The organism is Microvirga sp. ACRRW (genome assembly GCF_022346925.1).
Lineage (GTDB): Bacteria > Pseudomonadota > Alphaproteobacteria > Rhizobiales > Beijerinckiaceae > Microvirga.
The window spans coordinates 535249-561075 of record NZ_JAKRNJ010000004.1; the positions used below are offsets into that span (position 1 = coordinate 535249).

The window sequence follows — 25827 nt, forward strand, 5'->3', positions numbered from 1 at the left end:
TTGGTCTTTCGCTTTGCCGCCCGTCTTGCTGTTTCGAGCGATCCTCAGGCACCTATTTGAGGAAGCCCTTGGACTTCAGATAGTCGGTCGCGACGGCTTTCGCCGCTTCGCCGCCCACCTGCACCCGGGCATTCAGCTTCTGAAGGGTCGTCAGGTCAAGAGACGCGAAGACAGGCTTGAGGATCTCGGCAATCTTCGGATTTTCCTTCAGCACGGTCTCGCGGATGATGGGCGCGGGCGCATAGACGGGCTGCACGCCCTTGTCGTCGTCGAGCACCACGAGACCCGACGGCGCGATTCCGCCGTCCGTGCCGTAAACCATGGCCGCGTTGGCGCCGCTGGTCTTCTCGGCAGCCGCCTTGATAGTTGCCGCCGTGTCGCCGCCGGAGAGCACGATGAGCTGCTCGGGCTTCAGGCTGAAGCCGTAGGTTTTTTGGAAGGACGGCAGGGCCGCTTCCGAATTCACGAACTCGGCGGAGGCCGCAAGCTTCACTTGGCCGCCGCCCGCAACCCACTTGCCGAAATCGGAGAGCGTCTTGAGCTTGTTGGGCTCCGTCACATCCTTGCGCAGTGCAATGGCCCAGGTGTTGTTGGCGGGTGCGGGATCGAGCCAGACGATCTTGTTGGCGTCGTAATCGAGTTTCTTGGCGGTCTCGAAGCCCTTGGCCGCGTCCTTCCAAACGGGGTCGTCCGCCTTGTTGAAGAAGAAACCCGCATTGCCGGTATATTCGGGATAGATGTCGATCTCGCCGGCCGTGATCGCCTTGCGCACCACCGGGGTTGCACCGAGCTGGATGCGATCCTGCGTCTTGATGCCGTTTGCCTGCAGCGTGAGCAGGATCATGTTACCTAGCACGGACCCTTCCGTGTCGATCTTCGACGAGACAACCACGTCGGCTTTGACGGGGCTCATGGCGGCGAGGCTAAGGCCCAAGGCGGCAATAAAGGTTTTCAGAACGGGCTTCATAGGGTTCCCTCAGCATGATCAGATGAGCGCCAAGGTATTTTAGGTCACGCTCGGCATTTAAGCAGAGGGAAGCGTTCAGAGTCCGGCTCTCGCCGATAAAAACTTTGTGTCGGCGCACATTCGCCCACTGCCGACCCATGCCAGCAGCAGGCGATCTACGTCTGATGGTTTGGGCGGAGGGTCAGGCAGACAGAACCGATGGAGGCTCCTGGGCGATGGTGAAGCGCACCTGGGCCTGTGGACGGTGATCCTCGGACAGGAGACGCCAGGTGCTCTCAGCTTCCGTGCGGCTCTCGAAGGGGCCGACGACGCGCTCGGTGCCCTGAACCAGGGTTTCGCACTCACAGGAGGTGTATTCACCGCCAACCACCCAGAAACGAGACTTATTCATGGCCGTTCTCCGTTTTGCCTTTAAGGGGCTACGCCCTTTTGCTGAATTTACATCCGTTGACAAAAGACCTCGGCGATCCACAAACTCTTCTCGTCGGCGAGGCGTCTGAAGGGTATAATCCCTGAAGAGGCCTTTGTTTCAATGGCTGATTTCAAAAGAAAAGTGGCCTTGTAAATCGACGACAAGACTTGTTCGGTAAACTTGTAAAAAGATTTACAGATGGATGAGAGCAGAAAACTCTTCGTCGGGCCCCGCCTCAAGCGTCTTCGCCGCGACCTGAACTTGAGCCAGGCGCGCATGGCCGAGGAGCTCGGGCTCTCGCCGAGCTATCTCAACCTTATGGAGCGCAACCAGCGCCCCATCACGGCGCAGGTACTCATCCGTCTGGCGCACGCCTATTCCCTGGACCCGCGAGAATTCGCCAATGACGACCATGAGCGCACGGTCTCGGAGCTGGAGGAGGTGTTCGCCGATCCGCTCTTCCGCAGCGCGCCGGTCGCTCGCATCGAGCTGCGCGAGACCATCGAAAACGCACCGTCCCTCGTGGATGCGGTGAACCGCCTCTACCGCGCCTATCAGGCTATGCGCGGCGCACGGGAGGCGATGACGCCAAACCTTACCGACCGCGACCGCGCCGAGGATGCGCCCCAGGTCAACCCGGTCGACCGGGTGCGCGAACTGATCCACGAGGCGAAAAACCATTTCCCGGAGCTGGACGAGGCCGCCGAGACGCTCGCCTCCGATCTCGCGGTGACGGGCCACGAGCCGTTCTTCGCCATTGCGGAGCGGTTGCGCTCCAAGCACGGCATCCGCGTGCGCATCATGCCCGTCGATGTGATGTCGGATAATTTACGGCGCTACGATCATCACCGTCGCCAGCTTCTGATTTCCGAACTCGTCGATCCGTCAGGCCGCACCTTCCAGGCCGCCTACCAGCTTGCCTTCGCCGAAATGCGTGCGACCATCGATGCGCTTGCCGCCAAGCTCGAACCCGTAGACGGACCGGCACGGCGATTGCTGCGCGTCTCCTTCGGCAATTACTTTGCCGGCGCCCTCATGATGCCCTACGGCAAGTTCCATGCGGCGGCGGAAGCGCTCGGCTATGATGTGGAAGTGCTTGGCGCGCGCTTCGGCGCGAGCTTCGAGCAGGTGGCGCATCGCCTGACCACGCTCGCCCGCCCCGGCGCGCGCGGCATCCCGTTCTTCCTGGTGCGCGTGGATGCGGCGGGCAACGTGTCGAAGCGCTTCTCTTCGGGCCGCTTCCCGTTCTCGCAATTCGGCGGCACCTGCCCGCTCTGGAATCTGCACTCCACGTTCAAGACGCCGGGACATGTGGTGACCCAGATCGTCGAATTGCCCGACGGCTCGCGCTGGTTCTCCATGGCGCGCGCGGTGAAACGCGCCTTCAATCCCTGGGGCATGCCCGATCCGCAATTCGTGGTGGGCCTCGGCTGTGAGCTGAAATACGCCCATCGCCTCGTCTATGCGCGCGGGCTCGATCTTGCGGCCGCGGATGCTACGCCCATCGGCATCAATTGCCGCCTGTGCGAGCGCGTTGCCTGCCCGCAGCGCGCGGCCCCGCCCATGATGCATGCGCTGATCGTCGACGAGATGCGGCGCGGTATCTCGCCCTTCGAGTTCGACGCCACGTGATCAAGGCCGGTCGTGACGGTAGAACGCGTTCGGGATGCCCTGGTAATCCCGAACCTCCGTGAGCCGCATGCCGACCTTCTCCAGTACCCGGCGCGAGGCTGCGTGGTCAGCGACGGCGAAGCCGATCACATGGTCGAGCGATGTCGCCCGGTAGATCCATTGGAGCAGAGCACCGGCGATTTCCGTCGCGTAGCCCTGTCCCCAGAACTCGCGCTTGAAGCTGTAGCCGAGCTCGGCCTCGCCGGTCTCTTCGAACAAGCTGAAGCCCGCCCGGCCGACGAACCGGCCCTGCCCATCGAGAGCCTTGAACTTCGACCAGCCATGCTCGGCGTAATCGGCGCGAAACCTGGCAAATCTCCTCCGGAGAGAGGCCTCGTCCCAAGCAGGCTCTCCGGCTTCGAGAAAGCGCTGCACCTGCGGGTCGCCATGCAGCTCGACCAGCAGAGGAAAGTCCTCCTCCTGCCATGGATAGAGCCGCAAGCGCTCCGTCCTAAGAATGGGTTCGGACATCATGCAGGCACCCGCGTGTCGAGCCAGTGATCGAGAAACCTGTCGATCCAGCGCGACACGTGCGGATCGTACTGGAAACGTCCTTCAAGCTGGCGGATGCGGTCCTGCGCGCCGGGCGCGGCAAGGCGCTCTTCGGCGACCACTGTCCAGCGACAGAGCATGGCGTGCGTGACCTCCGGATGGAACTGAAGCCCGAACGCCTTCTCGCCGACTTGGATCGCCTGGGTCGGAAAGTCATCGCCCGTGGCCAGCGTCTTGGCTCCCAAAGGACAATCGAAGCCTTCACGATGCCAGTGATAGACATGGCTCGGCCAAGGCACGCCCCAGGCCTCGCTCAGACGATCTCCGGCTTCAGTCGGAACGAGGGGATAATAGCCGATCTCTGCCCGCCCCTCCGGATGCTGCCACACGCTTGCGCCCATGTGCTTCGCCAGCATCTGCGCCCCGAGGCACAAGCCCAGGAAGGGCTTGTTCTCCTTCAGGGGAACACCGATCCAGTCGATCTCGGCCTTGACGAAATCGTCCGGATCGTTGGCGCTCATGGGGCCGCCGAAGATCACCGCGCCCGCATGGTCCGCAAGCGTTTCCGGGAGAGGATCGCCGTAGCGGGGGCGCCGGATATCGAGCCGGTGACCCCGTTCGGCGAGCAGGCGCCCGACACGGCCAGGGGTCGAGTGCTCCTGATGGAGGATAATGAGAACGGGGTCCGTCGCCCGGCGCCTAGCCATGGCTTCCCTCCGATATGTCGGCGTTTCGCGCCTGGAATGGGCAAGCATGGGGAACCGGGAAGGCGGGGCGGCTGGACATGGCACGATTATTCAGGATGAGACATGCCCTGCGCAAGGCTTAAGGTAAATCAGGATCGGCTTGGAAAGCACGATCGCTCAGGCCATGTGAGAACAAAGCGGGCAGCGGGACCGAACCCATAAGACCTAAGGCGAAGAGTCGCACGAAAGCCCTGAAATGTCCGAACTTCACCATCGCTTTATTCAACGAATTCAAACGCTTCAGGACCTATGCAATTGGGTTCGTCTGCACTAAGATCAACTAGGCTGTAAGGGCAGAAGGGGCGGAATATTTCCATCGGCTTTTGCACCTTGGTGCAAGGATGATAGAACCCTGATTCCCGATGCAGCCATGGAAAGCACCTCGATTAACATAAGTTAATTCAGGTGCTCTGAAGAAGTGTGGTCTCTGCATAACAGAAAGAGCGACAGTGACTGACAGCGTGACGAGCGATGGAGATCTCACCGGCCTGCGCATCCTCGTGGTAGAGGACGAAGCGGCAATCTCCCTGCTGTTGGAAGACATGCTTCTCGATTTCGGCTGCGAGGTCATCGGCCCTGCCGCGCGCCTTTCCGCAGCCCTCGACGCAGTCGCCAAGGAACAGGTGGACCTCGCCATTCTCGACGTGAACGTGGCGGGCGAGCCGATCTATCCCGTCGCCGAGGCCCTGGCGCAGCGCTCGATCCCCTTCGTCTTCTCGACAGGCTATGGCAGTGCGGGCATCCGCGATTCCTTCCGCGACCGTCCGGTCCTGCAGAAGCCTTTCGCTCAGCATGACCTGAAGCAAAAGCTGATCATCGCACGGGGCAAGATCTCTTCCTGATCGTACAGGATGCGAGATTTCCTCGTTGATCAACCAGACAATTCCTCAAAGAAATTAGCCATGTGTCATTGAGCACACGGGATGCTGCCGATTCAGCTTTGCTCTTGCCTTAATGCTGCTAAGGTGCTGTTACGTTACCTAGTATAGGCAAATTTAGCTCGTCGACGGTCATGGCTGCACATACTTTCCGGCTTCTTGCGGCGGCGAGCACTCTCGTGCTGTGCCTGACCGAAGCTCACGCGCAATCGCCTTTTCCCCGACAGATTCCCGCCGTCGGCTCCATCGTCGCCGCCAAGGGCGGTGAGGAAATGCGCTTCGTCCGCGAGGATCTCTGGCGCGCAGCGCAAATCCGGCAGGACGTGATCGGCGGCGATGTGCTGCGCACCAACGCCATCGGCAACCTCGCCATTCTCTTTGCGGACCAGACCCAGATCCGCGTCGGTCGCAATTCCACGCTGACCGTCGATTCCGTGGCGGGCGGCGCCAGCGGCACGACCACGCTCAATCTCGATGCCGGCAGCATCTGGGCGCGTGCGGCGCGCGGCGGCTCGGGCGTCGATGTGAAGACCCCAGCGGCTGTGGCCGCCATCCGTGGCACCGATTGGTCGCTCTCCGTCGAGGGCGGACGCACCTCGCTCATCGTGCTGGAGGGCGTGGTCGAGCTGAGCAACGCGCAAGGCTCCGTCACGGTCCGCCAGGGCGAAGGCGCGGTCGCGTCCATCGGACGAGCCCCCACGAAATTCGTGCTCACGAACTCGGAAGACCGCGAGCAGATGCTCTTCTATCTGAGCCTGCGCGATACGTTTTCCTCCTTGCCGGCCTCACCGCTCACGGGTTCGGCTCTCAGGGCCGAGCGCGCGCGGATCACAGCCGTACCGCCGGAGCAGCGCAACGCCGAGGATTGGCTGAGCCTTGCCGAAGCGGCGCTTTCTCTCGATGGCCGCGCTGGTGCGGAGCATGCTCTGACGCAAGCCCGCGCCAAAGGCTTGAACGCCTCGCAGCGTGCCCGCGCCGATCTCGTGGAGGCCACTCTTCTCGGCATGCAGCACCGCTGGTCGGACGCGGCCTCCCTCTTCGCGAAAGCCGAGCGCGGGGTCGATGCGAAACGCCGCGTGATCGCATCCTATGGCCGCTACATCGCCCAATCGCTCGCCAATCCAAACCGCGTCTATCCGGAACCGAAGAGCACCCTCAACGATCCGCTGGCCGTGCTGGCCCATGCCTATGTGACGGCTTTCCGCCAGGACCTGAAAGCGGCAGCCGAAATATTGAAGGCTGCGGAAAAGCGCTTCCCGAACGATGCGCGCATCGCGGTCATGTCGGCGCAGATTTCCTATACGCTCAACCGGCGCGAGGAGATGCGCGATTCCATCGCCCGGGCCAAGGCTATCGACCCGAACGATCCGGACGTGATCGCCGCCGACAGCAACATTCGCGGCGATATCGACGGCGAGGTGAATGCCGCCATCGAGGCCTTGCATAAGGCCGCAGCCGTTGCGCCGGGCGATTCCAACATCTGGAACAGCATCGGCCTTTTCGAATCAGACCGCGACCGGCCTCTGGCGGCTGAAGCGGCAATGCGCCGGGCAATCGAGGAAGATCCGGGCAGCCCCGTGTCTTACGCCAATCTTGCGATCCTCCTGCTCGACCAGAACCAGGTTGATGAAGCGGGCGTGCTGATCGACAAGGCGCTCGCGCTCGATCCGGATTTTCACTACGCCTATATCGCGCGGGGACGATACCTGCTGCAGAAGGGCGAAATGGCAAAAGCCATCGAGGCCATTCTCGCCGGCTCCGCCGCTAATCCGGGACTATCTCAAGGCCTGCTGCTGGCGGCCATCGCCTATTACCAGAACGGCGAGGAAGAGTTGGCCGATCAGGCGCTCGACAACGCGGATCGTCTCGACCCCAACGACCCCGTGGTGTCGAGCGCGCGCACGGCCATCGCAATCGATCAGTATCAGGCGGATCAGGCCATTCTCGCCGCCCGCGAGACCCTGCGCCGGTATCGCCAGCGCGGCGGCGATTTTGCAGGGCTTGCGGTGAACAAGGATGGCGGCTCCTATCCCGCGCAGGCCTACCGCTTCCTGAACCTCAACGAGTGGTCGCGTTTCTACGGCGACCGCGTGTTCGATCCGTTCAGCGCTTCGAGCTATTTCGATCAGGCCGCCGTCGACCGGCCACGGCTGTTCACGGCGCGACCTGATGTCTCCACCATCGAGACCGGCGTCGATGTGGACATGACGGCACTCAACCTGACGCTTCAGGGCCTGTTCTTCGATCCCCTCGCGGTTTCAGGCCGCATCGGACGCATCGACCTGATCCGCCGCCCCTTCCTCGACATCGAGATCGGCGGCGGCCTGCTGTCACGCAATGGCAATATCGGCTGGGAAACCGAGGCGAATGTGCAGGGCTACACGAACGAGCCGCTGCCCACATCCTTCTCGCTCAATGTCGGCCGCGCGCAGACGCGCGAAGGCGCGACCATCGACCGCGAGGACGAAACCAAGGGCGCCTTCTTCATCGGCTCCGCGCCTTCAGCGTCGGATCGCTTCGTGCTGTTCGGCGCAGGGGCGGAAGGCAAGCCCGGCATTGCCACAGTCAGCACGCCCACGAGCGTCTTCACGGGCACACGGGACACCACCACCGTACTCGGCGGCGCTGGCTGGAGCCACAGCTTCAGCGACCGAAACGTGGTCACCGCCGCCGTTTTCGGCCAGCGGAGTTTCGACACGCAGTTCTCGAATGCGGCGGCCTACCTGATTCCTCCGATCATCCTCGGAGGCGCGCAGCGGGAGCGCAGCCGCACTGAGGGTGTGATGGCCGCGATCTCCCACAGCATCGGCATTGACGATTTCACGCTGCGCTACGGTTTCGAGGGTCAGCGCGGGCGTACATACAGCAGTACCACGGGCACGAGCTATATCCTCAATGCGCAAACCGGCGAGTCCGTGGTCACGCCTGTCAATGAGGAAAGCGACACCACGTTCAAGGCGACGCGGCTTTATGCCGATCTCTTCTGGCGTCCGTCGGATTGGTTCGAGGCTCAGGCCGGCATTCAGCGCACAACGCTGGATACGGATTTCGGTGACGACACCCTGATTTCACCGCGCGTCGGCATCGGCATCGCTCCTGTAGAAGGCCATTGGCTGCGGGCTGCCTACCGCCGCGAGGGGCTGATGCCGCTGGCCTATACGCTCTCGCCCGTTACCACCGTAGGCCTCGTGCCCAACACCCTGCCGGTCGCCCTCGGAGGCGAGACCGACACGCTCGCCTTGCGCTGGGATGCGGAATGGTCGCCCTATCTCTTCACCGCCGTCGAGTATCAGCGCCAGGATGCCGAGAATCTCGATATCGGCGTGCCGAGCACGTTCGACAGCATCGTCGTCGAAAAGGCGCGCATCGAACGGTTGGCAGCAACGGCCAATCTGTGGCTCACTCATGGCTTCGGCGTCTTCGGCACCATCGGCACTCAATCGGCTGAAGTGCGCGCTGGCGATGCGCTCAACAGAGACGTTCCGCTGATCGCTGGCGATTTCGCGCGCGCTGGCGTCACCTTCGTTCATCCAAGCCGCCTCAAGCTGACTGTCGCCGCCACCTTCGTGGGCGATGTGCAGGGCAATTTGCAGGGCGCCGAACTCGACGATTACTGGACGACGGATGCGTCGCTGACCTGGGAAACACCGGATCGCCGGCTGCTCTTCGGCCTGAGCGTTCTCAACATGCTCGACGAGGCCTATGAGGTCGCGCCGAATATTCCAGGGCCAGGACGCACCTTCGCGGCTAGCGTGAAGGCACGGTTCTGAGAGTGAACGAGGGCTCATCCGCCAGACCCGCGCAGACCGGAGAGCCGCTCTGGCGGCACTTCGTCATGGCGGGACTCATCGCCGCTCTTTTGAGCCCACTCGTTTTCTTTCAGCCTTTCACGCTGATCGAGTCGAAGCTCTTCGACGTGCTCTCGACCATCGCGCCGCCGCGCCCGCAGACTTACGGCGTGGAGGTCGTCGCCATCGACGAGCCGTCCTTCTCCGAGATCGGGCAACGCTGGCCCTGGCCGCGCGATCTTCATGCGCAGCTCATCGAGCGGCTGCGCGCGGCGGGCGCGAAAGCCATCGGTTTCGACATCATCTTTTCCGAACCCTCGACGGCGGAAGCAGACAAGCGCCTCGCCGCAGCACTCGGGCCGGATGTGGTGCTGGCCGCCGACGATGTGACGACGAAGCTAGATCACGGCATACAGACCACGCGCGTCAACCCCATCGATCCTTTTCTCGATGCAGGCGCGGTTCCTGGCGTCGCCTCCGTCGATCCGGACGGCGATGTCTATCTGCGCCGCATGCCGTCACAACCGGACAGTTTCGCAGCCGAAGTTCTGAGACTTGCGGGCAAGCCAGTTCAGCCCGTGCCCGAAGGCGCGCTCATCCAGCATTTCGGTCCCGCCCGCACCTATCCCACCGTGTCTTATTATCAGGCTCTCGATCCTGAAGAATTCCTTCAGCCAGGACGCTTTAAGGACAAGATCGTTCTGGTGGGGCTGAGCTTGAAAGCGGCGACCTCCGCCGATGCAGGTGCACCCGATACCTTTCCCACCGCCTACACCCTGACGACGGGCGGCCTCACGGCGGGCGTGGAGGTGCAGGCGACCATCATCGACAACCTGCTGCACAAACTCTTCGTTATTCCCGTTTCCCGCCTCGCGGTGCTGCTCATGCTCGTAGGGGCCGCCTGCCTTGCCGCAACCATGTCCATTGGCGGCGTGACATGGAGAACTGGATTCGCGGTCCTGTTCGTGGTGATCTTCTTCACCGTGGGCTCATGGCTCGTGCTGCGCGTCGAGCGCATATGGCTGCCGCCCGTACTGCCGATTACTGCGGCGCTCGCTGTTTTCGGCACTCGCTTCGGTCTCGATTATGCCCGCGAGCGGCAGCTGCGCCATGCGGTGTCCGAGGCGTTCTCGCGCTATCTCTCGCCCGATCTCGTGGCGCAGCTCGCGCGCGATCCGAGCGCGCTGAAGCTCGGCGGCGAGCGGCGCAATCTCTCGATCCTTTTCTGCGACGTGCGCGGCTTCACTACCCTGTCGGAAAAGCTGAAGGACGAACCGGAACGCCTGACCTCGCTCATCAACCGCCTGCTCGATCCCCTCTCCGGAGCTGTGCTCGCGGAGGGAGGCACCATCGACAAGTACATGGGCGATTGCGTGATGGCATTCTGGAACGCGCCGCTGCCGAGCGAGGATCATCCAAGGCGCGCAGTGCAGGCGGCCATGCGCATGATGGAAGCCGTCGAGGTGCTCAATGCCTCCCTTCGGCGTGAGGAAGGCGAGAACGCGCCGGTCTTCGCGGTGGGTGTCGGCATCAACACGGGCGATTGCGTGGTCGGCAATGTGGGCTCGCGCTGGCGCTACGATTATTCGGTGCTCGGCGACACGGTGAACCTCGCCTCGCGGCTCGAGAGCCTGTCGAAGGAATACAAAGTTTCGCTGATCTTAGGCCCGGCAACAGCCGATGCGGTGCGTGAGGATTACGTGCTGATTGAACTCGACCGCATCGCCGTTCGCGGACGCGCGACGGAATCGGCCATCTACACGGTGGTGGCGCCCGCATCGCAACAGCACGATCCGGCGATTGCGGATCTCGTTCGGCTCCATTCCCAGGCTCTGACGAGCATGCGCGTGGGACGGCGGGAGGAAGCGCTCGGCCTCGTCGCGCGCTGTGAGACGCTTCATCCTGCACTTGCTGGGTATTACCGGGCGCTCACGTACAAGATCGGCCCGATGCAGGGTTGAGCTCGCCGCATTTGCGAGCGAATTGCAAGTAAAACGAAAGACTTGCGTCCAGACACCCAATCTCTATAAGGGCGGCTCCGCTTTCCCTGTTCTCGTCGATGTAAGCCATGAGCCGCCTTCAAAAGCTTGCCATCGGCAGCATATTCATCGGAGCGCTCGTCTTTGCGCTCAAATATGCCGCCTATTACCTGACGGGGAGCATTGCGCTCTATTCGGACGCGCTCGAGAGCATCATCAACGTGGTGACGGCGATTGCGGCCTTCATGGCCGTTCGGCTGAGCGCCGCGCCCGCTGATGCAAACCATCCTTACGGCCACCACAAGGTGGAGTATTTCTCCGCCGTGCTCGAAGGCGTGCTGATCATCGTCGCCGCTCTGATGATCCTGCGCGAGGCCTATTTCGGTTTCTTCTCGCCGAAGATGATCGATGCTCCCGCTCAGGGCCTTGCCGTCAACGCATTGGCGACAATCATCAACGGCATCTGGTCGTGGATCCTGATCCATCGGGGCCGTCGCCTGCGCTCGCCCGCCATCGTCGCCGACGGGCGGCATCTTCTGACGGACGTGTTCACCTCGGTGGGCGTCCTCCTCGGCCTCGTGCTCGTCCCCATCACCGGCTGGACCTGGCTCGATCCCGTGCTCGCCGCCTTCGTCGCGCTCAACATTCTCTGGTCCGGCTGGGGGCTGATCAAGGAAAGCATCGGCGGCCTCATGGACGAGGCCCTGCCCGAAGCGACACTCTCGCGGGTGCGCGAGCTGATCTCCTGCAATGCGGAAGGCGCCATCGAGGCGCACGACCTTCGCACGCGGCATGCGGGCAAGATGACCTTCATCGACTTCCATCTCGTCGTGCCCGGCACCATGAGCGTGACGGATGCGCACGATATCTGCGACCGCCTGGAGCGGGCGCTCAAGGACGAGATCGAGGACGCGCTCATCACGATCCATGTGGAGCCCGACAACAAGGCGAAGCACGCGGGAATCGTGGTTTTGTAACGCAACATCTCCGGGCAAGCCTCACGGCTTATCGTCCCGCCCATCTGTGAATCCGCAACGCGATGGCGCCCTGCGAGAAGATGAGGATCGAGATGTCCCGACAAGACAATGTTACCAAGCGCTCGAATTGGACGAGCGCATTCACCGGCGTTGCGGGCCGGTTCTATGCCGGAATGGCCTTCGGCATCCTCGCGCTGATTGCGCTCACGATCTATGGATCGCTGACCATCTCCAGCATTCTGCTCGAGCGGAAGCAGGCGGAGCTGAAGAGCCTCGCTCAGACTGCCACCACGCTCATCGCCGGCTTCCAGGAGCGCGCCAAGAATGGCGAGTTCTCCCTCGAGGAAGCCAAGAAGCGTGCGGCCGATTCCTTACGCACGATGCGCTATAACGGAAACGACTATTTCGTGGTGCTCGACTACACCAATTTCGTCGTCGTGCATCCCAACAAGGAGACGGAAGGCAAGAATCTGTCCGACATGAAGGACGGCAACGGCACTTACGTCACCCGCGAGCAGGTCGCGGCCGGCCGGCGAGGCGGCGGCTTCGTCAACTTCCTCTGGCCGAAGCTGGGCGAAACCGTTCCGTCTCCGAAGACGGTGTATGCCGTCGCCATCCCCCAATGGGAATGGGTCGTGGCGGCAGGCATGTACATCGATGATCTTGCCGTCATCAATGCCGGCTACCGCAACATGTTTCTCGCCTTCGTCGGCATCTCTACAATTGTTCTGATCGCCATCGCATTCGGCCTCGGCCGCAGTATCGCCCAGCCGATCCAGAAGCTCGTGGCAAATATGCGCGGCCTCGCGAATGGCGACCTGAGCGTGGCAATCGAAGGCACAAAGCGTCGCGATGAAATCGGCGTGATGGCGAATGCCGTTCAGGTGTTCAAGGACAATGCCATCGAGGCGCGCCGGATGGCAGCCGAGCAGGAAGCCGAGTCTGAGGCCAAGATGCGCCGTGCGCAGGTGCTCGATGATCTGACCCGCAGTTTCGAGACGAAGGTATCCTCTCTCACTCATGGCCTCTCCTCGGCGGCCACGCAGATGGAAGCGACCGCGCAATCCATGACTCAGGTCGCAGACCGGACCAATGGCCAGACGAGCAATGTCGCATCCGCCGCGGAGCAGACCTCGGCCAATGTGCAGACGGTGGCAGCTGCCACGGAGGAGCTGTCGATCTCCATCCGCGAGATCGCGTCCCAGGTTGCGGAATCTTCCCGCATCGCCGGCCAAGCCGTCGAGGAGGCACGCCGCACCGACGTCACCGTGCAAACGCTCGCCGCCATGGCCGAGAAGATCGGCACCGTGATCCAGCTCATCAACAATATCGCTTCGCAGACCAACCTGCTCGCGCTCAACGCCACCATCGAGGCGGCGCGCGCGGGCGAGGCAGGCAAGGGCTTTGCGGTGGTGGCGACAGAGGTGAAGGAGCTCGCGAACCAGACATCCAAGGCCACCGAGGAAATCTCGGCCCAGATTGCCGCGATCCAGCAATCGACGCAGGAATCCGTCGGCGCGATCCAGAACATCGGCAAGACGATTGCCGAGATGTCGAACATCGCGACGATGATCGCGGCAGCGATGGAGGAGCAGGGAGCGGCAACCGTCGAGATCGCCCGCAACGTGCAGGAAGCGGCGCGGGGCACCGAACAGGTCACGGGCAGCATCAACGATGTGCAGCAGGGTGCAGGCGAGACGGGTGCCGCCGCCACCCAAGTGCTCGGCGCGGCTCAGGAACTGGCCCGACATTCCAGCGATCTCGGGCTGGAGGTCTCGAACTTCCTCTCCGGCGTCAAGGCGGCGTAAAAGATCCATTGCTTAAAGCCCGGCTCTGCCGGGCTTTTTTCTTTTCCGCCACGCTGAAACAAGTTCCTGTCACAGGCTTTTTCCATAAGACAGGTCAATCTCCCCATGTTGAGCGTACCTGTCGCGAACAACGGATCGGCATCGCCTCATAGCGGGTTCCTGAAAACTGCCGCCGACTGTGCAGATCGCTGGCCGAGCACCCGCCCCGGCCTTTTGTAGATGGAGGTTGAGATAGAAATATCCCCAGGGCTGAAGCCGCCCTCCACTTTGCAGGATTGAGCATTGGGGAGAGGCTCCCAGCTCCACAATTTGAAGATCTTATGAACCGGCTTGGCCGGACCGCATCAACGATGCATGACCCTTGAGGTCGCAACGGGCCCTTCCACTCCTGGCAAGGGCCCGTCTGTTTTGGGTGAGGATGCCGAGAAACAAAAAAGCCGCCCGAAGGCGGCCTTTTTTGGAAATTGGAGCGGGCGAAGGGATTCGAACCCTCGACCCCAACCTTGGCAAGGTTGTGCTCTACCCCTGAGCTACACCCGCACGCTCCGTCTTCTCTCCAGCATGATGGATGGTGGAGCCAGGCGGGATCGAACCGCCGACCTCTTGCATGCCATGCAAGCGCTCTCCCAGCTGAGCTATGGCCCCCTTCCATGCCTCCCAATCGACGCGCTCAAGAGCTGCCCGAAGGTAGTCTTTGCACCATCGCTTGGGAATGGTGCCGCAAGAGGGATTCGAACCCCCGACCCCCTCATTACGAATGAGGTGCTCTACCAGCTGAGCTATTGCGGCGTTCCGATCATGCGATCGAAGAGGGCGTCCTCATACCCTCTCGCCTACTGCTTGGCAAGGGCAGGAACAGCTTGATTTTCGCCTACCAGATAGAAAAAGCGCTGCGGCGCGCGGACGCTGGCTCCTTGGGCTTCGGCACATCCGGCGGCGTCACCGGGAACACCACGGGTTCCGGTTTGGGAGGCGCTGTCTCCTCCCGCTCCTTCGGAGGCTCGGGCCAAGCCGCTTCGACGGTACCGGCAGGTTCAGCGGGAGCAGGCTCGGGGTCCGGCGCAGGCGCAACGACCGGCGCAGGCTCCGGCTCCTCTGCAATCACGGGCAGCGCCCTCGGCTCGTCGTCGAGATCCGCTATCACATCGTCGTGCATCGCGACTTCGGGCGCGATCAGCACATCGGGCGGGGCCTGCCACACGAAGGCGTCGAGGCGACCGGTGACGGGAGAGATCGGCGCCCATTGATCCGACACGACGCCATCCGCGATCCAGGCCGGATCGCGCGGCGCGCGGGTGGCGCGGGCAAGCCATTCGCGGCCCTTGCCGGTCGAACCGTGCTCCGCCTGCTCGAGATCGGACATGAGCAGGCACACGCGCATGGAGGGCCGGTCCAAGAGCAGCGGCTCCAGCGCATCGCGGACGCGGTCGAACTCGCGCGCCTCGAGAGCGGAACGGGCGACCGCGAGGCGGCCTTCCGGCGCACCATTCGACAGCTTGAACAGGGTCTCGGCGCGCTTCAGCCGGTCGAGGCCCGAATCGCCGGGACGGAGGTTGAGATAGACTTCAGCGAGATCCGGATGCGGCTGGCTGCGCCAGGCGGTTTCCACCACCTTGGCGGCCCGGCGCAGATCGCCCCGGCGCGCCAGGAGCTTTCCGGCAAGAGCGGCTGCGGGAACAAGATCGGGAGCGAGCTTCACCGCATCCTGGGCGCTGCGCAGAGCGCCATCGGGATCGGGATCGGCCCGGTCGAGAGCATCGGCTGTCAGCAGCACCGCTCGGTGGCGCTTGGCGGTGGCCTTGTCGAGAAGACCCAGGGACGTGCGGCGCTCGATGGCCTCCAGCGCCCCGCGCCAGTCACGCTCGGCGCAGCGCGCCTCCAGCACCGCATCGCTCGCCCAGGCGGCGGCGGGAGCCAGGCGCACGGCCTCGGACGCGTATTCATGCGCAGCTGATCCATCGCCCCGGCGGCGGGCTTCCACGAAGAGGCCGCGCAGGCCGAGCACCCGCGTCTCGTCCTCGTCCATCATCTGCTTGAAGGCGGCCTCCGCCGCCTCCCGGTTGCCGGAGACCTGAGCGGCCTGGGCCTTCAGGAGAAGCGTCAGGGGTTCCCGGCCGAGAAGGCGCTCGGCTTCGTTGGCATAGCGGCGGGCGGCGATGGTATCGCCCGCGCCCACGGCGATCATGCCCCGCGACACGGCCTGATAGCCCCTTGAGCGGCGGCGCGCCCGCGAGGCGAAGGTCAGGCGCGAGGGCAGGCGGAGGATTCCGCTCACCAAGGACCAGAGCAGGGCGAGCGCCAGGGCGATGCCCACGAGGGCAACGGAGGCCACGGCGACAGAGGTCTGCACCTCATAGCCGCCGAAGGTGACCAGAACCGTGCCCGGCCGGTCGGCCAGCCATACCGCCCCGAAGGCCGCGACGCAGAGAAGACCGATGAAAACGAGAGCGCGCCACATTCTGGGCTGTTCCTTTTCTTTATTGCGTCGAACGGTTGAGGGTGGCGAGGGCATCCGCGGAGAGCGCGCGGGAGGCCTGTTGAGCCCCCGCCAGCGCCGTGACCTGCTGCCCCCAACCTTCCGAGATACGCCGCGACGGCTCGGGCAGCGAGGCCCAGGCGGCGGCGGTACCGCCCATATCGCCCCAGCCCAGCGCCTGCCTGATCCGCGCCAGCGTTGCGGGAACGCCCGTATCATTGGGTTCGTTCACGGGCCGCACGGTCACAACCTTGTCGAACATCCGCAACACTCTATCAGACCATTCGCCCGAAGCCGCGCGCTGATCGCGCAGGATCTGCGCCTCGAGCGGCTCAAAAGCCGCCAGCAGGGCGGAAGCGGTCGGCGCGCCCTTCTCGGCGAAAGGCTCAAGGGCTTTGAGCCGCTCAGCCTCGGCGCCATTCTTTCTCAAGGCTTCCAGCACATCCGCGAAAGGAGCGCCGCTGCGCAAGGCATCGTCTAAGCGTTCGGTGAGCACGACGCGGGTGCCAGTCTGGCCCGCTTCTTCCGCGCTCTTCGTGTTTTGCGTGACCTGCTGGGAGAGAGCGGCGAGACGTTGTTCCTGCTCGCTGATCCGGCGATCCACGCCTTGAACGGCATTCGAGGCATTGGCGGCGTTCTGCACATTCGTCCGCACATCGTTTTCAAGAGCGGAGAGGCGCTGCGAGAGATCGCTCAGCGCCGCCTCGTTCTGCGGAGCCTGCTGTTCGGGCTGAGGCCTGTTGAGCGCTTCCTCGGCGCGCGATGCCGCACCGTTCGCCGCGTTCTGAATTTCCTGAAGTCGCTGATCCAAGGGACCGCGTGCCGCTTCGAGCGCGTGAAGCCGTCCTTCGATGGAGGACAGGTCCACGCTCGGAGCATTCCGTGAGCCCGGCTGGCCGAGCGCGTTCACCCGCTGCTCGAGCTGCGCCAGGCGCTGATCGCCTTGAGTCGATGTGGGCCGCTGCCAGACCTGAAGCCCATAAACGAGACCCGCACCGACCAATCCGCCGAGAACACCTGCACCGATGAGAGCACCGGACGACGAACGGCGTTCGGGAGCCGGCGGAGGCGCGTAGCGCGGCTCATCAGGCTGCGGCGGCAGCTCATCGCTGGCCGTGGCCGATTCGATGGAATCGGTCTTCGTGCCGGAATCGAGCGTCGCTTCGGGAGCTCCAATCGTGTCCTCTGCCTTCATCTCGGGCTCCGGCACGATGGTTTCCTCAGGCTTCACGGCATCCCAGACCTTTTCCTGCGGTGCGCCTTCATCGACCACGGTGGCCTTCAGATCGATGGTGGCCGGCTCACGGGCGGGCTTCTTGGAATTCTTGTTGGAATTCTTGGGCGCTTTGGGATGGGATGAATCGGTCACAGGTCGCTCTTGCTGGGCAATACGGGATGAATCAGACTGGGATGCAATTAAGGCAAGCTTGGGCGCACGCTTCAGTTCCCGAATGGGATTTGGGAGGAGGGAATGGCTGCATCGGACCACGATCCTTTCCTTCGGCAAAGATCCCTAAACCACTATCGTAACCGAAGCGGCGCTTAAGGTCACGAATGGCCCCGCGCCAATTCGAGAAGCGCATCCTCATGGGGTGCGCCGGCAATCCGCGTGGCAGCCCCTATGGCGTCCAGAGGTGCGGCCACATCCGCGGACAGGCAGAGATGGGGACAGCCGAGGATGGCGGAACGAAGCTCCGCCTTGTCCGCCAGCTGAATGAAAAGCTCCGCGCTCCGACGGGAATAATGGAGCACGGCCCCAATTTTGCCAGTGCGCAGAGCCTCCATTGCGGCCTCGGGCAGGGTCTCAAGCGCTCTTGCCTCATATCCCTCCCAGGTGTGCACCGTGAAACCCAGCGCGCGAAGAGAGGCGGCAGGCTCCTCCTTGTGATGGCGCGCGGTGACGTGAAGAAGCGTGCTCGTCGGCGGGAGAGTGTTTCGGATCAGCGCCGACAGGGACACCGCATCGCCCTCAGCCGTCTCGATGGAGGTGAACCCGCCTGCCCGCAGCACATCGCTCGTCCGCTCACCCACGGAAAACACGCGCATGCCCTTGTTCGCGAAAGCGGACAGCGCCTCCATCGCATGAGCGCTGGTGACGATGAGCGCGTCACAGGCAACATCAGGCGCAGGATCGCCCGTCGGCACGATTTGGAGTACCGGCGCGATGATCGTCTCGTGCCCGAGGCCCTCGAGCCTCTCGGCCGTGCGTTCAGCATCCTCTTGTGCCCGTGTAACGAGAATCCGCATCAGGCTGTCAGGAACCCGGCCGGCATGCGCGTGCGCAGTTCGGTTCCGGCCTCGCGTCCCAGGGTGACCGCATCCTCCGGCGAACCGCGCCGCACGGCCTCCAAACATTCCGAGCCGTCGGGGCGCAGCACGAGGCCACGGATTTCAAGCTCATCGCCCACCATGCGCGCATGGCCCGCGATCGGCGTGCGGCAGGAGCCGTCGAGGATGGTGAGAAACGCACGCTCGGCAGCGAGCGCGTGGCCGGTTGCGGCATCGAGAATCGGCTGCAGGGCTTCACGCACGCGCTCATCCTCGGCGCGGATGGCGATGGCGATAGCCCCCTGCCCCACGGCGGGGAGAAAATCGTTCGTGTCGAGCGTCGTGGTCACATGATCGGTGAGCCCGAGACGGCGCAGGCCCGCCATGGCGAGCAGCGTCGCATCCACCTCGCCGCGCTCCAGCTTGGCGAGACGCGTCTGCACGTTGCCGCGCAACAGGGTGACCTTCAGATCGGGACGCAAGCGGCGAATTTGAGCCTGACGGCGCAAGGAAGCGGAGCCTACCACCGCGCCTTGCGGCAGGTCGGCAAGGCTCTTGTAGCGATGGCTGATGAAGGCGTCGCGCACATCCTCGCGCGGCAGGAAGCCCGCGATCACGATTCCTTCCGGCAGGGTGGTCGGCAGGTCCTTGGCAGAATGCACGGCGAGATCGATGGAGCCTTCCAGCAGCGCGATGTCGAGCTCCTTGGTGAAGAGCCCCTTGCCGCCCGCTTCCGAGAGAGGCCGGTCCTGAATGGCGTCGCCCGTGGTCTTGATGATCGACAGGGGCAGATGCTCCACGGTCCAGCCATGGGCGGCGACCAGCCTGTCTTGCGTCTCGTGGGCCTGCGCCAGCGCCAGAGGGCTGCCACGCGTGCCGATGACCAGGGTCGGTGAAGAAGCCATTCCCGCTGCATACTCCTGATAAATAACATCCGCGTTTGATCTTGAGCGGCGGGGCGGACTATAGGGGGAGGACAGCCGGGCCGAAAGCCCGAAAGAACACGTAGCGACGGTAGCCCCAGACCATGCGCATTCTCGGCATCGAAACCACCTGCGACGAAACCGCGGCCGCCGTGGTCGGCGTCGGATTCGACGGCAAAGGCGAGATCCTCTCCAGCGAGGTGTTGAGCCAGATCGCCGAGCACGCCCGCTACGGCGGCGTGGTGCCCGAGATCGCGGCCCGCGCCCATGTGGAGGTCCTCGACCGCCTGATCGCCCGCGCGCTGAAGAACGCCAACTGCGCGGTGAAGGACATCGACGGGATTGCGGTCGCCGCAGGCCCCGGCCTCATCGGCGGCGTGCTGGTGGGCCTCACCACGGCCAAGGCCATGGCGCTCGTGACCAAGAAGCCCTTGATGGCGGTGAACCATCTCGAAGCCCACGCGCTCACCGCGCGGCTCACCGACGGCATCGGCTTTCCCTATCTTCTGCTTCTCGCCTCCGGTGGCCACACGCAGCTCGTGGCGGTGAAAGGCGTAGGCGATTACGTGCGCATCGGCACGACCATCGACGACGCCATCGGCGAGGCCTTCGACAAGGTGGCGAAGATGCTGGGCTTAGCTTATCCCGGCGGGCCGCATGTGGAACGCGAGGCGGCCAAGGGCAATCCGGAGCGCTTCGCCCTGCCCCGACCCATGCAAGGACGGGCTGAGCCGAATTTCTCGCTCTCCGGCCTCAAGACCGCCGTGCGGATCGAAGCGGAGAAAATCGCGCCTCTCACGCAGACCGACATTGCCGATCTCTGCGCCAGCTTCCAGGCCGCCATCGTGGACGTGGTGGTGGACCGCACCCGCGTGGGCCTGCGAAAATTCCGCGAGATCGCGGACGCGCCGAAAGCCCTCGTGGTGGCGGGAGGCGTGGCCGCGAACCAGACCATGCGCCAGGCGCTTCAGAGGCTCGCCGTCGAAACCGGCCTCAAGCTCGTCGCTCCGCCCCTCGACTTGTGCGGCGACAACGCGGCCATGATCGCCTGGGCAGGCCTGGAGCGGATGCGGCTTGGGCTCATCGACGACATCAACGCCCCTGCCCGCGCCCGCTGGCCCCTCGACACCAGCGGTCAGGCGGTGGGAGTGAAGGCCTGACATGATGATGGGCAGGATGCTTCTACGAGGAATCGGTATCTGCCTCGGCGCGATTCTTGGCGTATGGCTGGGCCTTTTTATCGGAGAGGCAATATTCTTCCTTTTCTTCGGAATGAGCCTCTACTCAGCCGAAGGCACAATGTACGAGATCTATGCCATCGTCTTCACCTTCAATGGTGCTTTATTCGGCCTGTTTCTAGGTGGTTTGGGAGGATTGTTGCTGATGCGAAATTCTGCCAATCCCACTAAAAGCCAAAGCAATCCCCCTGAGCATGACAATCGCAGTTGAACCCATCGGCATCGCGGGCGCCGGAGCCTGGGGAACGGCGCTCGCCAATGCCGCCGCCATTGCCGGCAACGACGTGATCCTCTGGATGCGCTCAGCCGAGCAGGCGAAAGAACTTGCAGACACGCGCACAAACGAGCGTTTCCTGCCCGGCGCGCGCCTTCTCGACCGCATCGTGCCGACCGCCGATCTGACCCAGCTTGCTGCGTGCAGCGCAGTTCTTCTCGTCACACCCGCGCAGACGACGCGCGAGATGACGGCGGCTTTGTCCGCCGTTCTCCCCCAGGAAACGCCGCTCGTGCTGTGCGCGAAAGGCATCGAGCGCGGCAGCGGTGCATTTCTCTGCGATGTCGTGGAGGAGGTTCGCCCAGGCTCTCCGGTTGCGGTCCTGTCGGGTCCGAGCTTCGCTCACGATGTGGTGCGCGGCCTTCCCACCGCCGTGACGCTGGCCTGCCGCGATTCCGCGCTCGCCGAAGATCTCGCGACGGCGCTCTCGGGCCCCACGCTTCGCGTCTATCACCGCACCGATATGCGCGGCGTCGAGATTGGCGGCGCGGCGAAGAACGTACTGGCCATCGCCTGCGGCGCGGTCGTCGGGCGTGGCCTCGGCGAGAGCGCGAAGGCAGCCCTCATCGCGCGCGGTTTCGCGGAACTCCTGCGTTTCGCACGCGCCTATGGCGGTGAGGCGGAAACGTTGATGGGCCTCTCCGGTCTCGGCGATCTGGTGCTCACCTGCTCCTCCGCCCAATCGCGCAACTTCTCCTTCGGCCAGCGCCTCGGACTGGGCATGAGCGTCGAAGCGGCCTCCGGCGGCAAGCTGGTGGAGGGCGCGACCACTGCGAGCGCCCTCGTCGCCCTGGCGAAAGCGAAGAACATCGACATGCCGATAGCGGAAGCTGTCGAGCAGATCCTTTCCGGCGCGTGGAGTGTCGATCAGGCGGTCGATGCGCTCATGAACCGCCCCATCAAATCCGAGCATTGAGTAAGTTAACGATGGCCAAGTGGCTTTATAAATCAGAACCCTCCGTCTGGTCCTGGGATCAACAAGTCGCGCAAGGCGCGAAGGGCACCCATTGGAACGGCGTGCGCAACCATGTCGCCAAGCAGAACCTGATGGCAATGAAGAAGGGCGAGCAGGGCTTCTTCTATCATTCCAACGAAGGCAAGGCCGTCGTCGGCATCGTGGAAGTGATCAAGGAATACTACCCCGACCACACGGACGAGAGCGGCAAGTTCGGCATGGTGGACGTAAAAGCCGTCAAGCCCTTCAAGCTTCCGGTGACCCTCGACGAGATCAAGAAGCATCCCGGTCTCGAAAAAATGATTCTCGTCAACAATTCCCGCCTCTCGGTGCAGCCTGTGACGGACGAGGAATGGGCGATCATCTGCAAGCTGGGCGGGGTTTGAGATCGAAACCCGTTCGGCTGACAGTCATTTTTGAAGCGCGTCCGTAAATGGCATGGTCCATTTCGCCGGCAAATGCTCTAAATTCATGTCAGGGACGCAGTCCATTCGGGACACGATCCTAGTCTCCAGTAGGGGCTTTCCACGGCAGGCAATCGGAGCATTTCAGATGACCAGCGCCGACGATCTGGGAAAGTTGATCCTCCGCAACAAGCTCCTCGGCAGATGGGCTGCTGAAAAATTGGGAATGAAAGGCCCGGACGTCGAGGCCTATTCGGACGCTCTGGCCAGGGACTCGACCGACCCTCGGCACAGCGACGTGTTCAGCAGGATTCGCAAGGATTTCGACGCCGCGGGCGTGACTGAATCGGACGCGCGCATCCTGCATGTCATCACCGAATTGACCCTCAAAGCCGGAAATCTCATGCCAACGGCCCGAGGCGATTCCGTCGATGCCGCCGCAAAAATGCTTGCGCGCAATCTCATGCCGAAGTGAGACTGGCAACAGACGAGGCACAGAACAAGGTGAGACCGTGAGGCTGAATCAAGTCACCGTTACGGCTATCGATCTGGATACGGCGTGGGATTTTTACTGCACGCTCGGTCTCGTCCCGATCGTCGATGCGCGCCCCCATTATGCTCGCTTTTATTGCCCCGACGGAGAGAGCACCTTTTCCTTGGATCACGGCGATCAGGTAGGGCGGGGAACGACCGTCTATTTCGAATGTGACGACCTGGATGAAACCATGCGCCGATTGAAGGCGGCGGGGCTGCAATTTGCGTCTGACCCGGAGGATAAAAGCTGGCTCTGGCGCGAGGCGGAGTTGTTCGATCCGTCGGGCAATCGGATCGTCCTGTACAAGGCAGGCAAAAATCGCCTCAACCCGCCTTGGAGGATTTCAGCGACCTCATCAAACAAGGGGACAAAAGAGCCGGCGTAATTCCCAACAAGCTCCTTTATGATGCGGAATGCTTTTGACCCGATGGGGCAGCAGGAGCGTGCGATGGGCGTTCCAGATAAACGTCCCACTCGTCCTGTCCCGTCTCGATGAAGCCAAAGCGCTTGTAAAAGCGCCCGGCATCGCTCTTCTGCAGAACGCTGAGCCGCACTGTCTGACGAGCGACATCCGCTTCATCCAGCAACTGCGCGAGAATGGCGGCTCCTAATCCACGGCCCTGGAACGCCGGATAGAGATAGAAATGCTCGAGCAGGAGCCCGTTCTCGGCGGGCTTCATGGCGACACAGCCTGCAAGGGTGTCGTCTATCAGGATGAGCCGCGTATGCTCCGGCTGAAAGGACGATTTGAACCGCTCCAAGGCCCGGCGTTCATCGAAGCGTCCGATCCGCTCCAAGCTCTCGCGCATCGCGGCGATCCGCAGGTGAAAGAGGCGATCGAAGTCTTCTTGGGACGCTGCTCTGAGGCAGAATGTGGGTTTCATATTCTGTCTCAGGATTCATTAAGCCTGCATAGAAAAGGTGCGGGCTGAATGAATAGGTTTTAAGCGTCACCCCAAAGACTGAGAGGCGGTCTGTCCGAAACCGCCCCTCGTGAATTGCATCAGACTATGAATAAATCCTTGTAGGATAACTTCAAATTCTTGGAGAGTTTCGCAAATTCCACTGCGGACTTGGAACCATTTCCATCCGAATCGTAAGACAAGATGCCAGTCTTCTTGTTGAAGATGATGTAGTCATCCTTATCCTTAGCCTTGTCGCCAATGACAAAGAACTTCTTGCTGAGCGCGAAAGGTTTGGCCTCGCTTCCCTTTTTCCCTAGCTTGGTGAAGATCTTGTTCTCGAGCCAGACCTTGTCCTGTCCGACCTTGAAGTCCACGATCGTGTCGAAATTCACCTTGCGGTCCGTCTTCGACGTCCCGAGCTTCGCGTCGAACACGAAAACGTCCCGGCCCATGTTGCCAGTGAGGCGATCATTGCCGGCGCCGCCATAAATCGTGTCGTTGCCGTCGCCGCCTGAAAGGGTATCATTTCCAGCCAGACCCCGCATAACGTCGGCGAGGATCGTGCCCACCTTCATGTCAGCACGGGCCGTACCCTTCCAGTTCAGGGCGACGACAGGATCGGGCACGACGGGATCGGGCACGACGGGATCGGGCACATGCTCGATATTGAAGCGCTGCACATAGGCAGCTGTGGGGCCTGGGGTGCCAATGGCATAGACGACGGCCCAGCCACCGTCCTTCAAAGCCGCAAGGCTGGCACGGGAGGCAGAATTCTCGGTTCCAGTACCCGCGAAATCGACGATCGTTTCATCACCGCGCTGGGTGCCGTCACTGTTATAAGTCTGCTGGTAGATGCGTCGGATGCCCGCTTGGTTCTGGTCCGCGCCCTGCCAGGTCACCGTCCAGCCGCCATCGGCCAGTGCGACGATATTGGCATCGCCCTGATAGCCCTGAACGGTGGTGTTCACCCTGACCTCGCCTGTGATGGCATTGCCGTCCTTGTCATAATGGCGCTGATAAACGCCAAAATCGCTGCCATCCTGCAGTTTGGACTGCCAAGTAATCACATAGCTGCCATCCGCTAGAACCGCGACGTCCGGAATGCTCTGGGTATCCGCTGTCGTCGTGTTCACCATGGTTTCGGTGCCGACCTTTGCGCCGGCGCTGTTGAAACGCTGATGATAAATCTCACCACCGGTAGCCCCAGCCGAGTACCATGTGACAACCCAGCCGCCGTCTTTCAGCGCCGATATTTGCGAGCGGACTTGATCGTTCGCGGTCGTCGTGCTGATGAGGCTTTCTTCGCCGAGCGCATTGCCGTAGGCATCGAAGCGCCTTTGATAGATGTCCTTGTCCGAGCTCGTCGTTGCCGATTTCGCCCATGTCACGACATAGCTGCCATCGCTCAAAGCAGCAGCATAGGTAAATTCGTTGAATCCGTTAACCGAGGTTCCGACGAGCTGTCCATCATTGAGCGCATTGCCATCCTTGTCATAGCGGCGCTGATACACGAAAGACTTATCGGTCGCGCCAGCCACAAGAGGCTTCGAGGCAGCATACGTAAAGAGCCAGCCTCCATCCGCCATCAATGTAACGTTCGTCCCATTAACCATGCCCTTGTTGGCAGGATCGCCGGAGGGATTGCTAACCCGCACGATTGCGCCGACGGGCTGGCCGTTCGCATTGTAGCGCTGGAAGAACAGATCTTGTCCGGAAACGGTAGCCGAGCCTTCGATCCAGGAGCAGATCCAACCACCATCGCTGAGGCCCTCCACCTCGAGCTCATAAACATTTCTGTCTTCGGGCTGGGTCACACGAATTTCGGGGCCGCCACGGTGGACGAAATAGGGCATGGGAATCTCCATCATGGTCGCTGATCCGCGAGGCTGGAGCCTGTCGATTGGCAACGAAATAAAGTTACCTTATCTGTTTCATAAACTTTGTTAGCAAGCCAGGATCCTGAAAATTTTCACATGATCCTGTGGGAAATCAGGTCTGCAGGTTGCGTCTGCTCGGGTCTAGCCACCTCGAGAGTGTGTCATTGGCCATTTTGAATGGAGGTCATGCACCCGAAAGTAGCAGCGACCAAAGTCCGATCCCTTCCGGCTTGCCGGACCCCTCTCTCTTTCCT

Annotated in this window: 22 protein-coding genes and 3 tRNA genes; 12 read left to right on the top strand and 13 right to left on the bottom strand. The window is 62.5% G+C overall.

The window, feature by feature from the left end:
* Window positions 1-52: 52 nt before the first annotated feature.
* Together MHY87_RS12670 and MHY87_RS12675 are read right to left on the bottom strand one after the other, a co-directional pair.
* Window positions 53-967 carry an ABC transporter substrate-binding protein gene (locus MHY87_RS12670; protein ID WP_370644909.1) on the bottom strand — a complete coding sequence of 305 codons (915 nt, stop codon included), beginning with the start codon at window positions 965-967 and terminating at the stop codon, window positions 53-55.
* 181 nt (window positions 968-1148) lie between these two features.
* Window positions 1149-1358: a hypothetical protein gene (locus tag MHY87_RS12675; protein WP_239352212.1), complete on the bottom strand. Its 210-nt coding sequence runs from the start codon at window positions 1356-1358 to the stop codon at window positions 1149-1151.
* A 219-nt stretch (window positions 1359-1577) separates the two neighbouring features.
* Between MHY87_RS12675 and MHY87_RS12680 the strand changes: the two genes are divergently transcribed.
* A complete protein-coding gene (locus tag MHY87_RS12680; RefSeq protein WP_239352214.1) occupies window positions 1578-3011 on the top strand; it encodes a short-chain fatty acyl-CoA regulator family protein in 1434 nt (477 codons plus the stop codon).
* Here MHY87_RS12680 and MHY87_RS12685 read toward each other — a convergent pair whose 3' ends face one another.
* Window positions 3012-3524 (bottom strand): GNAT family N-acetyltransferase, encoded by a 513-nt coding sequence (locus MHY87_RS12685; RefSeq protein WP_239352216.1) that lies wholly within the window; start codon window positions 3522-3524, stop codon window positions 3012-3014.
* Entirely contained in the window at window positions 3521-4249 is a 729-nt protein-coding gene (locus MHY87_RS12690; RefSeq protein ID WP_239352218.1) for a glutamine amidotransferase, read from the bottom strand. Before MHY87_RS12690 ends, MHY87_RS12685 begins: the two co-directional genes overlap by 4 nt.
* 488 nt (window positions 4250-4737) lie before the next feature.
* Here MHY87_RS12690 and MHY87_RS12695 point away from each other — a divergent pair, with 488 nt between their 5' ends.
* From MHY87_RS12695 to MHY87_RS12715, 5 genes are all read left to right on the top strand, one after another.
* Window positions 4738-5130: a response regulator gene (locus MHY87_RS12695; protein ID WP_239352220.1), complete on the top strand. Its 393-nt coding sequence runs from the start codon at window positions 4738-4740 to the stop codon at window positions 5128-5130.
* Window positions 5131-5300: 170 nt separating this feature from the next.
* Entirely contained in the window at window positions 5301-8936 is a 3636-nt protein-coding gene (locus MHY87_RS12700) for a FecR domain-containing protein (RefSeq protein WP_239352222.1), read from the top strand.
* A 65-nt stretch (window positions 8937-9001) separates the two neighbouring features.
* Window positions 9002-10915 carry a CHASE2 domain-containing protein gene (locus MHY87_RS12705; protein ID WP_239352223.1) on the top strand — a complete coding sequence of 638 codons (1914 nt, stop codon included), beginning with the start codon at window positions 9002-9004 and terminating at the stop codon, window positions 10913-10915.
* 107 nt (window positions 10916-11022) lie between these two features.
* Window positions 11023-11910 (top strand): cation diffusion facilitator family transporter, encoded by an 888-nt coding sequence (locus MHY87_RS12710; RefSeq protein ID WP_239352224.1) that lies wholly within the window; start codon window positions 11023-11025, stop codon window positions 11908-11910.
* Window positions 11911-12002: 92 nt separating this feature from the next.
* Complete coding sequence (locus tag MHY87_RS12715; protein ID WP_239352225.1) at window positions 12003-13718, top strand: methyl-accepting chemotaxis protein; 1716 nt, start codon at window positions 12003-12005, stop codon at window positions 13716-13718.
* A gap of 465 nt (window positions 13719-14183) precedes the next feature.
* Here the strand turns inward: MHY87_RS12715 and MHY87_RS12720 are convergent.
* The 7 genes from MHY87_RS12720 to hemC all read right to left on the bottom strand — a co-directional run bounded on the left by MHY87_RS12720 (window position 14184) and on the right by hemC (window position 19367).
* Window positions 14184-14258: transfer RNA gene (locus tag MHY87_RS12720), tRNA-Gly, on the bottom strand.
* Between the two features lie 29 nt (window positions 14259-14287).
* Window positions 14288-14363 (bottom strand) — tRNA-Ala (locus MHY87_RS12725).
* Window positions 14364-14431: 68 nt separating this feature from the next.
* Window positions 14432-14507, bottom strand: a tRNA-Thr gene (locus MHY87_RS12730).
* 82 nt (window positions 14508-14589) lie between these two features.
* Window positions 14590-16176 carry a heme biosynthesis protein HemY gene (locus MHY87_RS12735; RefSeq protein ID WP_239352226.1) on the bottom strand — a complete coding sequence of 529 codons (1587 nt, stop codon included), beginning with the start codon at window positions 16174-16176 and terminating at the stop codon, window positions 14590-14592.
* 19 nt (window positions 16177-16195) lie between these two features.
* Window positions 16196-17563, bottom strand: coding sequence for a COG4223 family protein (locus MHY87_RS12740; protein ID WP_239352227.1), 1368 nt, complete (start codon window positions 17561-17563; stop codon window positions 16196-16198).
* Between the two features lie 179 nt (window positions 17564-17742).
* Window positions 17743-18441 carry a uroporphyrinogen-III synthase gene (locus MHY87_RS12745; RefSeq protein WP_239352228.1) on the bottom strand — a complete coding sequence of 233 codons (699 nt, stop codon included), beginning with the start codon at window positions 18439-18441 and terminating at the stop codon, window positions 17743-17745.
* Window positions 18441-19367: a hydroxymethylbilane synthase gene (gene hemC, locus MHY87_RS12750; RefSeq protein ID WP_239352229.1), complete on the bottom strand. Its 927-nt coding sequence runs from the start codon at window positions 19365-19367 to the stop codon at window positions 18441-18443. The genes MHY87_RS12745 and hemC overlap by 1 nt, the downstream gene beginning before the upstream one ends.
* Window positions 19368-19489: 122 nt before the next feature.
* Here hemC and tsaD point away from each other — a divergent pair, with 122 nt between their 5' ends.
* The 6 genes from tsaD to MHY87_RS12780 all read left to right on the top strand — a co-directional run bounded on the left by tsaD (window position 19490) and on the right by MHY87_RS12780 (window position 23176).
* Window positions 19490-20545, top strand: a complete 1056-nt coding sequence (gene tsaD, locus MHY87_RS12755) for a tRNA (adenosine(37)-N6)-threonylcarbamoyltransferase complex transferase subunit TsaD (protein WP_239352230.1) — start codon at window positions 19490-19492, stop codon at window positions 20543-20545.
* A 1-nt stretch (window position 20546) separates the two neighbouring features.
* On the top strand, window positions 20547-20834 hold the full coding sequence (locus MHY87_RS12760) for a hypothetical protein (RefSeq protein ID WP_239352231.1): 288 nt from the start codon (window positions 20547-20549) through the stop codon (window positions 20832-20834).
* Window positions 20818-21813 (top strand): NAD(P)H-dependent glycerol-3-phosphate dehydrogenase, encoded by a 996-nt coding sequence (locus tag MHY87_RS12765; RefSeq protein WP_239352233.1) that lies wholly within the window; start codon window positions 20818-20820, stop codon window positions 21811-21813. The genes MHY87_RS12760 and MHY87_RS12765 overlap by 17 nt, the downstream gene beginning before the upstream one ends.
* 11 nt (window positions 21814-21824) lie before the next feature.
* Window positions 21825-22238: an EVE domain-containing protein gene (locus tag MHY87_RS12770; protein ID WP_239352235.1), complete on the top strand. Its 414-nt coding sequence runs from the start codon at window positions 21825-21827 to the stop codon at window positions 22236-22238.
* 166 nt (window positions 22239-22404) lie between these two features.
* Window positions 22405-22731, top strand: coding sequence for an ATPase inhibitor subunit zeta (locus tag MHY87_RS12775; RefSeq protein ID WP_239352237.1), 327 nt, complete (start codon window positions 22405-22407; stop codon window positions 22729-22731).
* A gap of 37 nt (window positions 22732-22768) precedes the next feature.
* Entirely contained in the window at window positions 22769-23176 is a 408-nt protein-coding gene (locus MHY87_RS12780) for a VOC family protein (RefSeq protein WP_239352239.1), read from the top strand.
* Window positions 23177-23192: 16 nt separating this feature from the next.
* Here the strand turns inward: MHY87_RS12780 and MHY87_RS12785 are convergent, their stop codons facing one another.
* Window positions 23193-23675, bottom strand: a complete 483-nt coding sequence (locus MHY87_RS12785) for a GNAT family N-acetyltransferase (RefSeq protein WP_239352241.1) — start codon at window positions 23673-23675, stop codon at window positions 23193-23195.
* A 119-nt stretch (window positions 23676-23794) separates the two neighbouring features.
* Window positions 23795-25549 carry a calcium-binding protein gene (locus tag MHY87_RS12790; RefSeq protein WP_239352243.1) on the bottom strand — a complete coding sequence of 585 codons (1755 nt, stop codon included), beginning with the start codon at window positions 25547-25549 and terminating at the stop codon, window positions 23795-23797.
* Window positions 25550-25827: the final 278 nt, after the last annotated feature.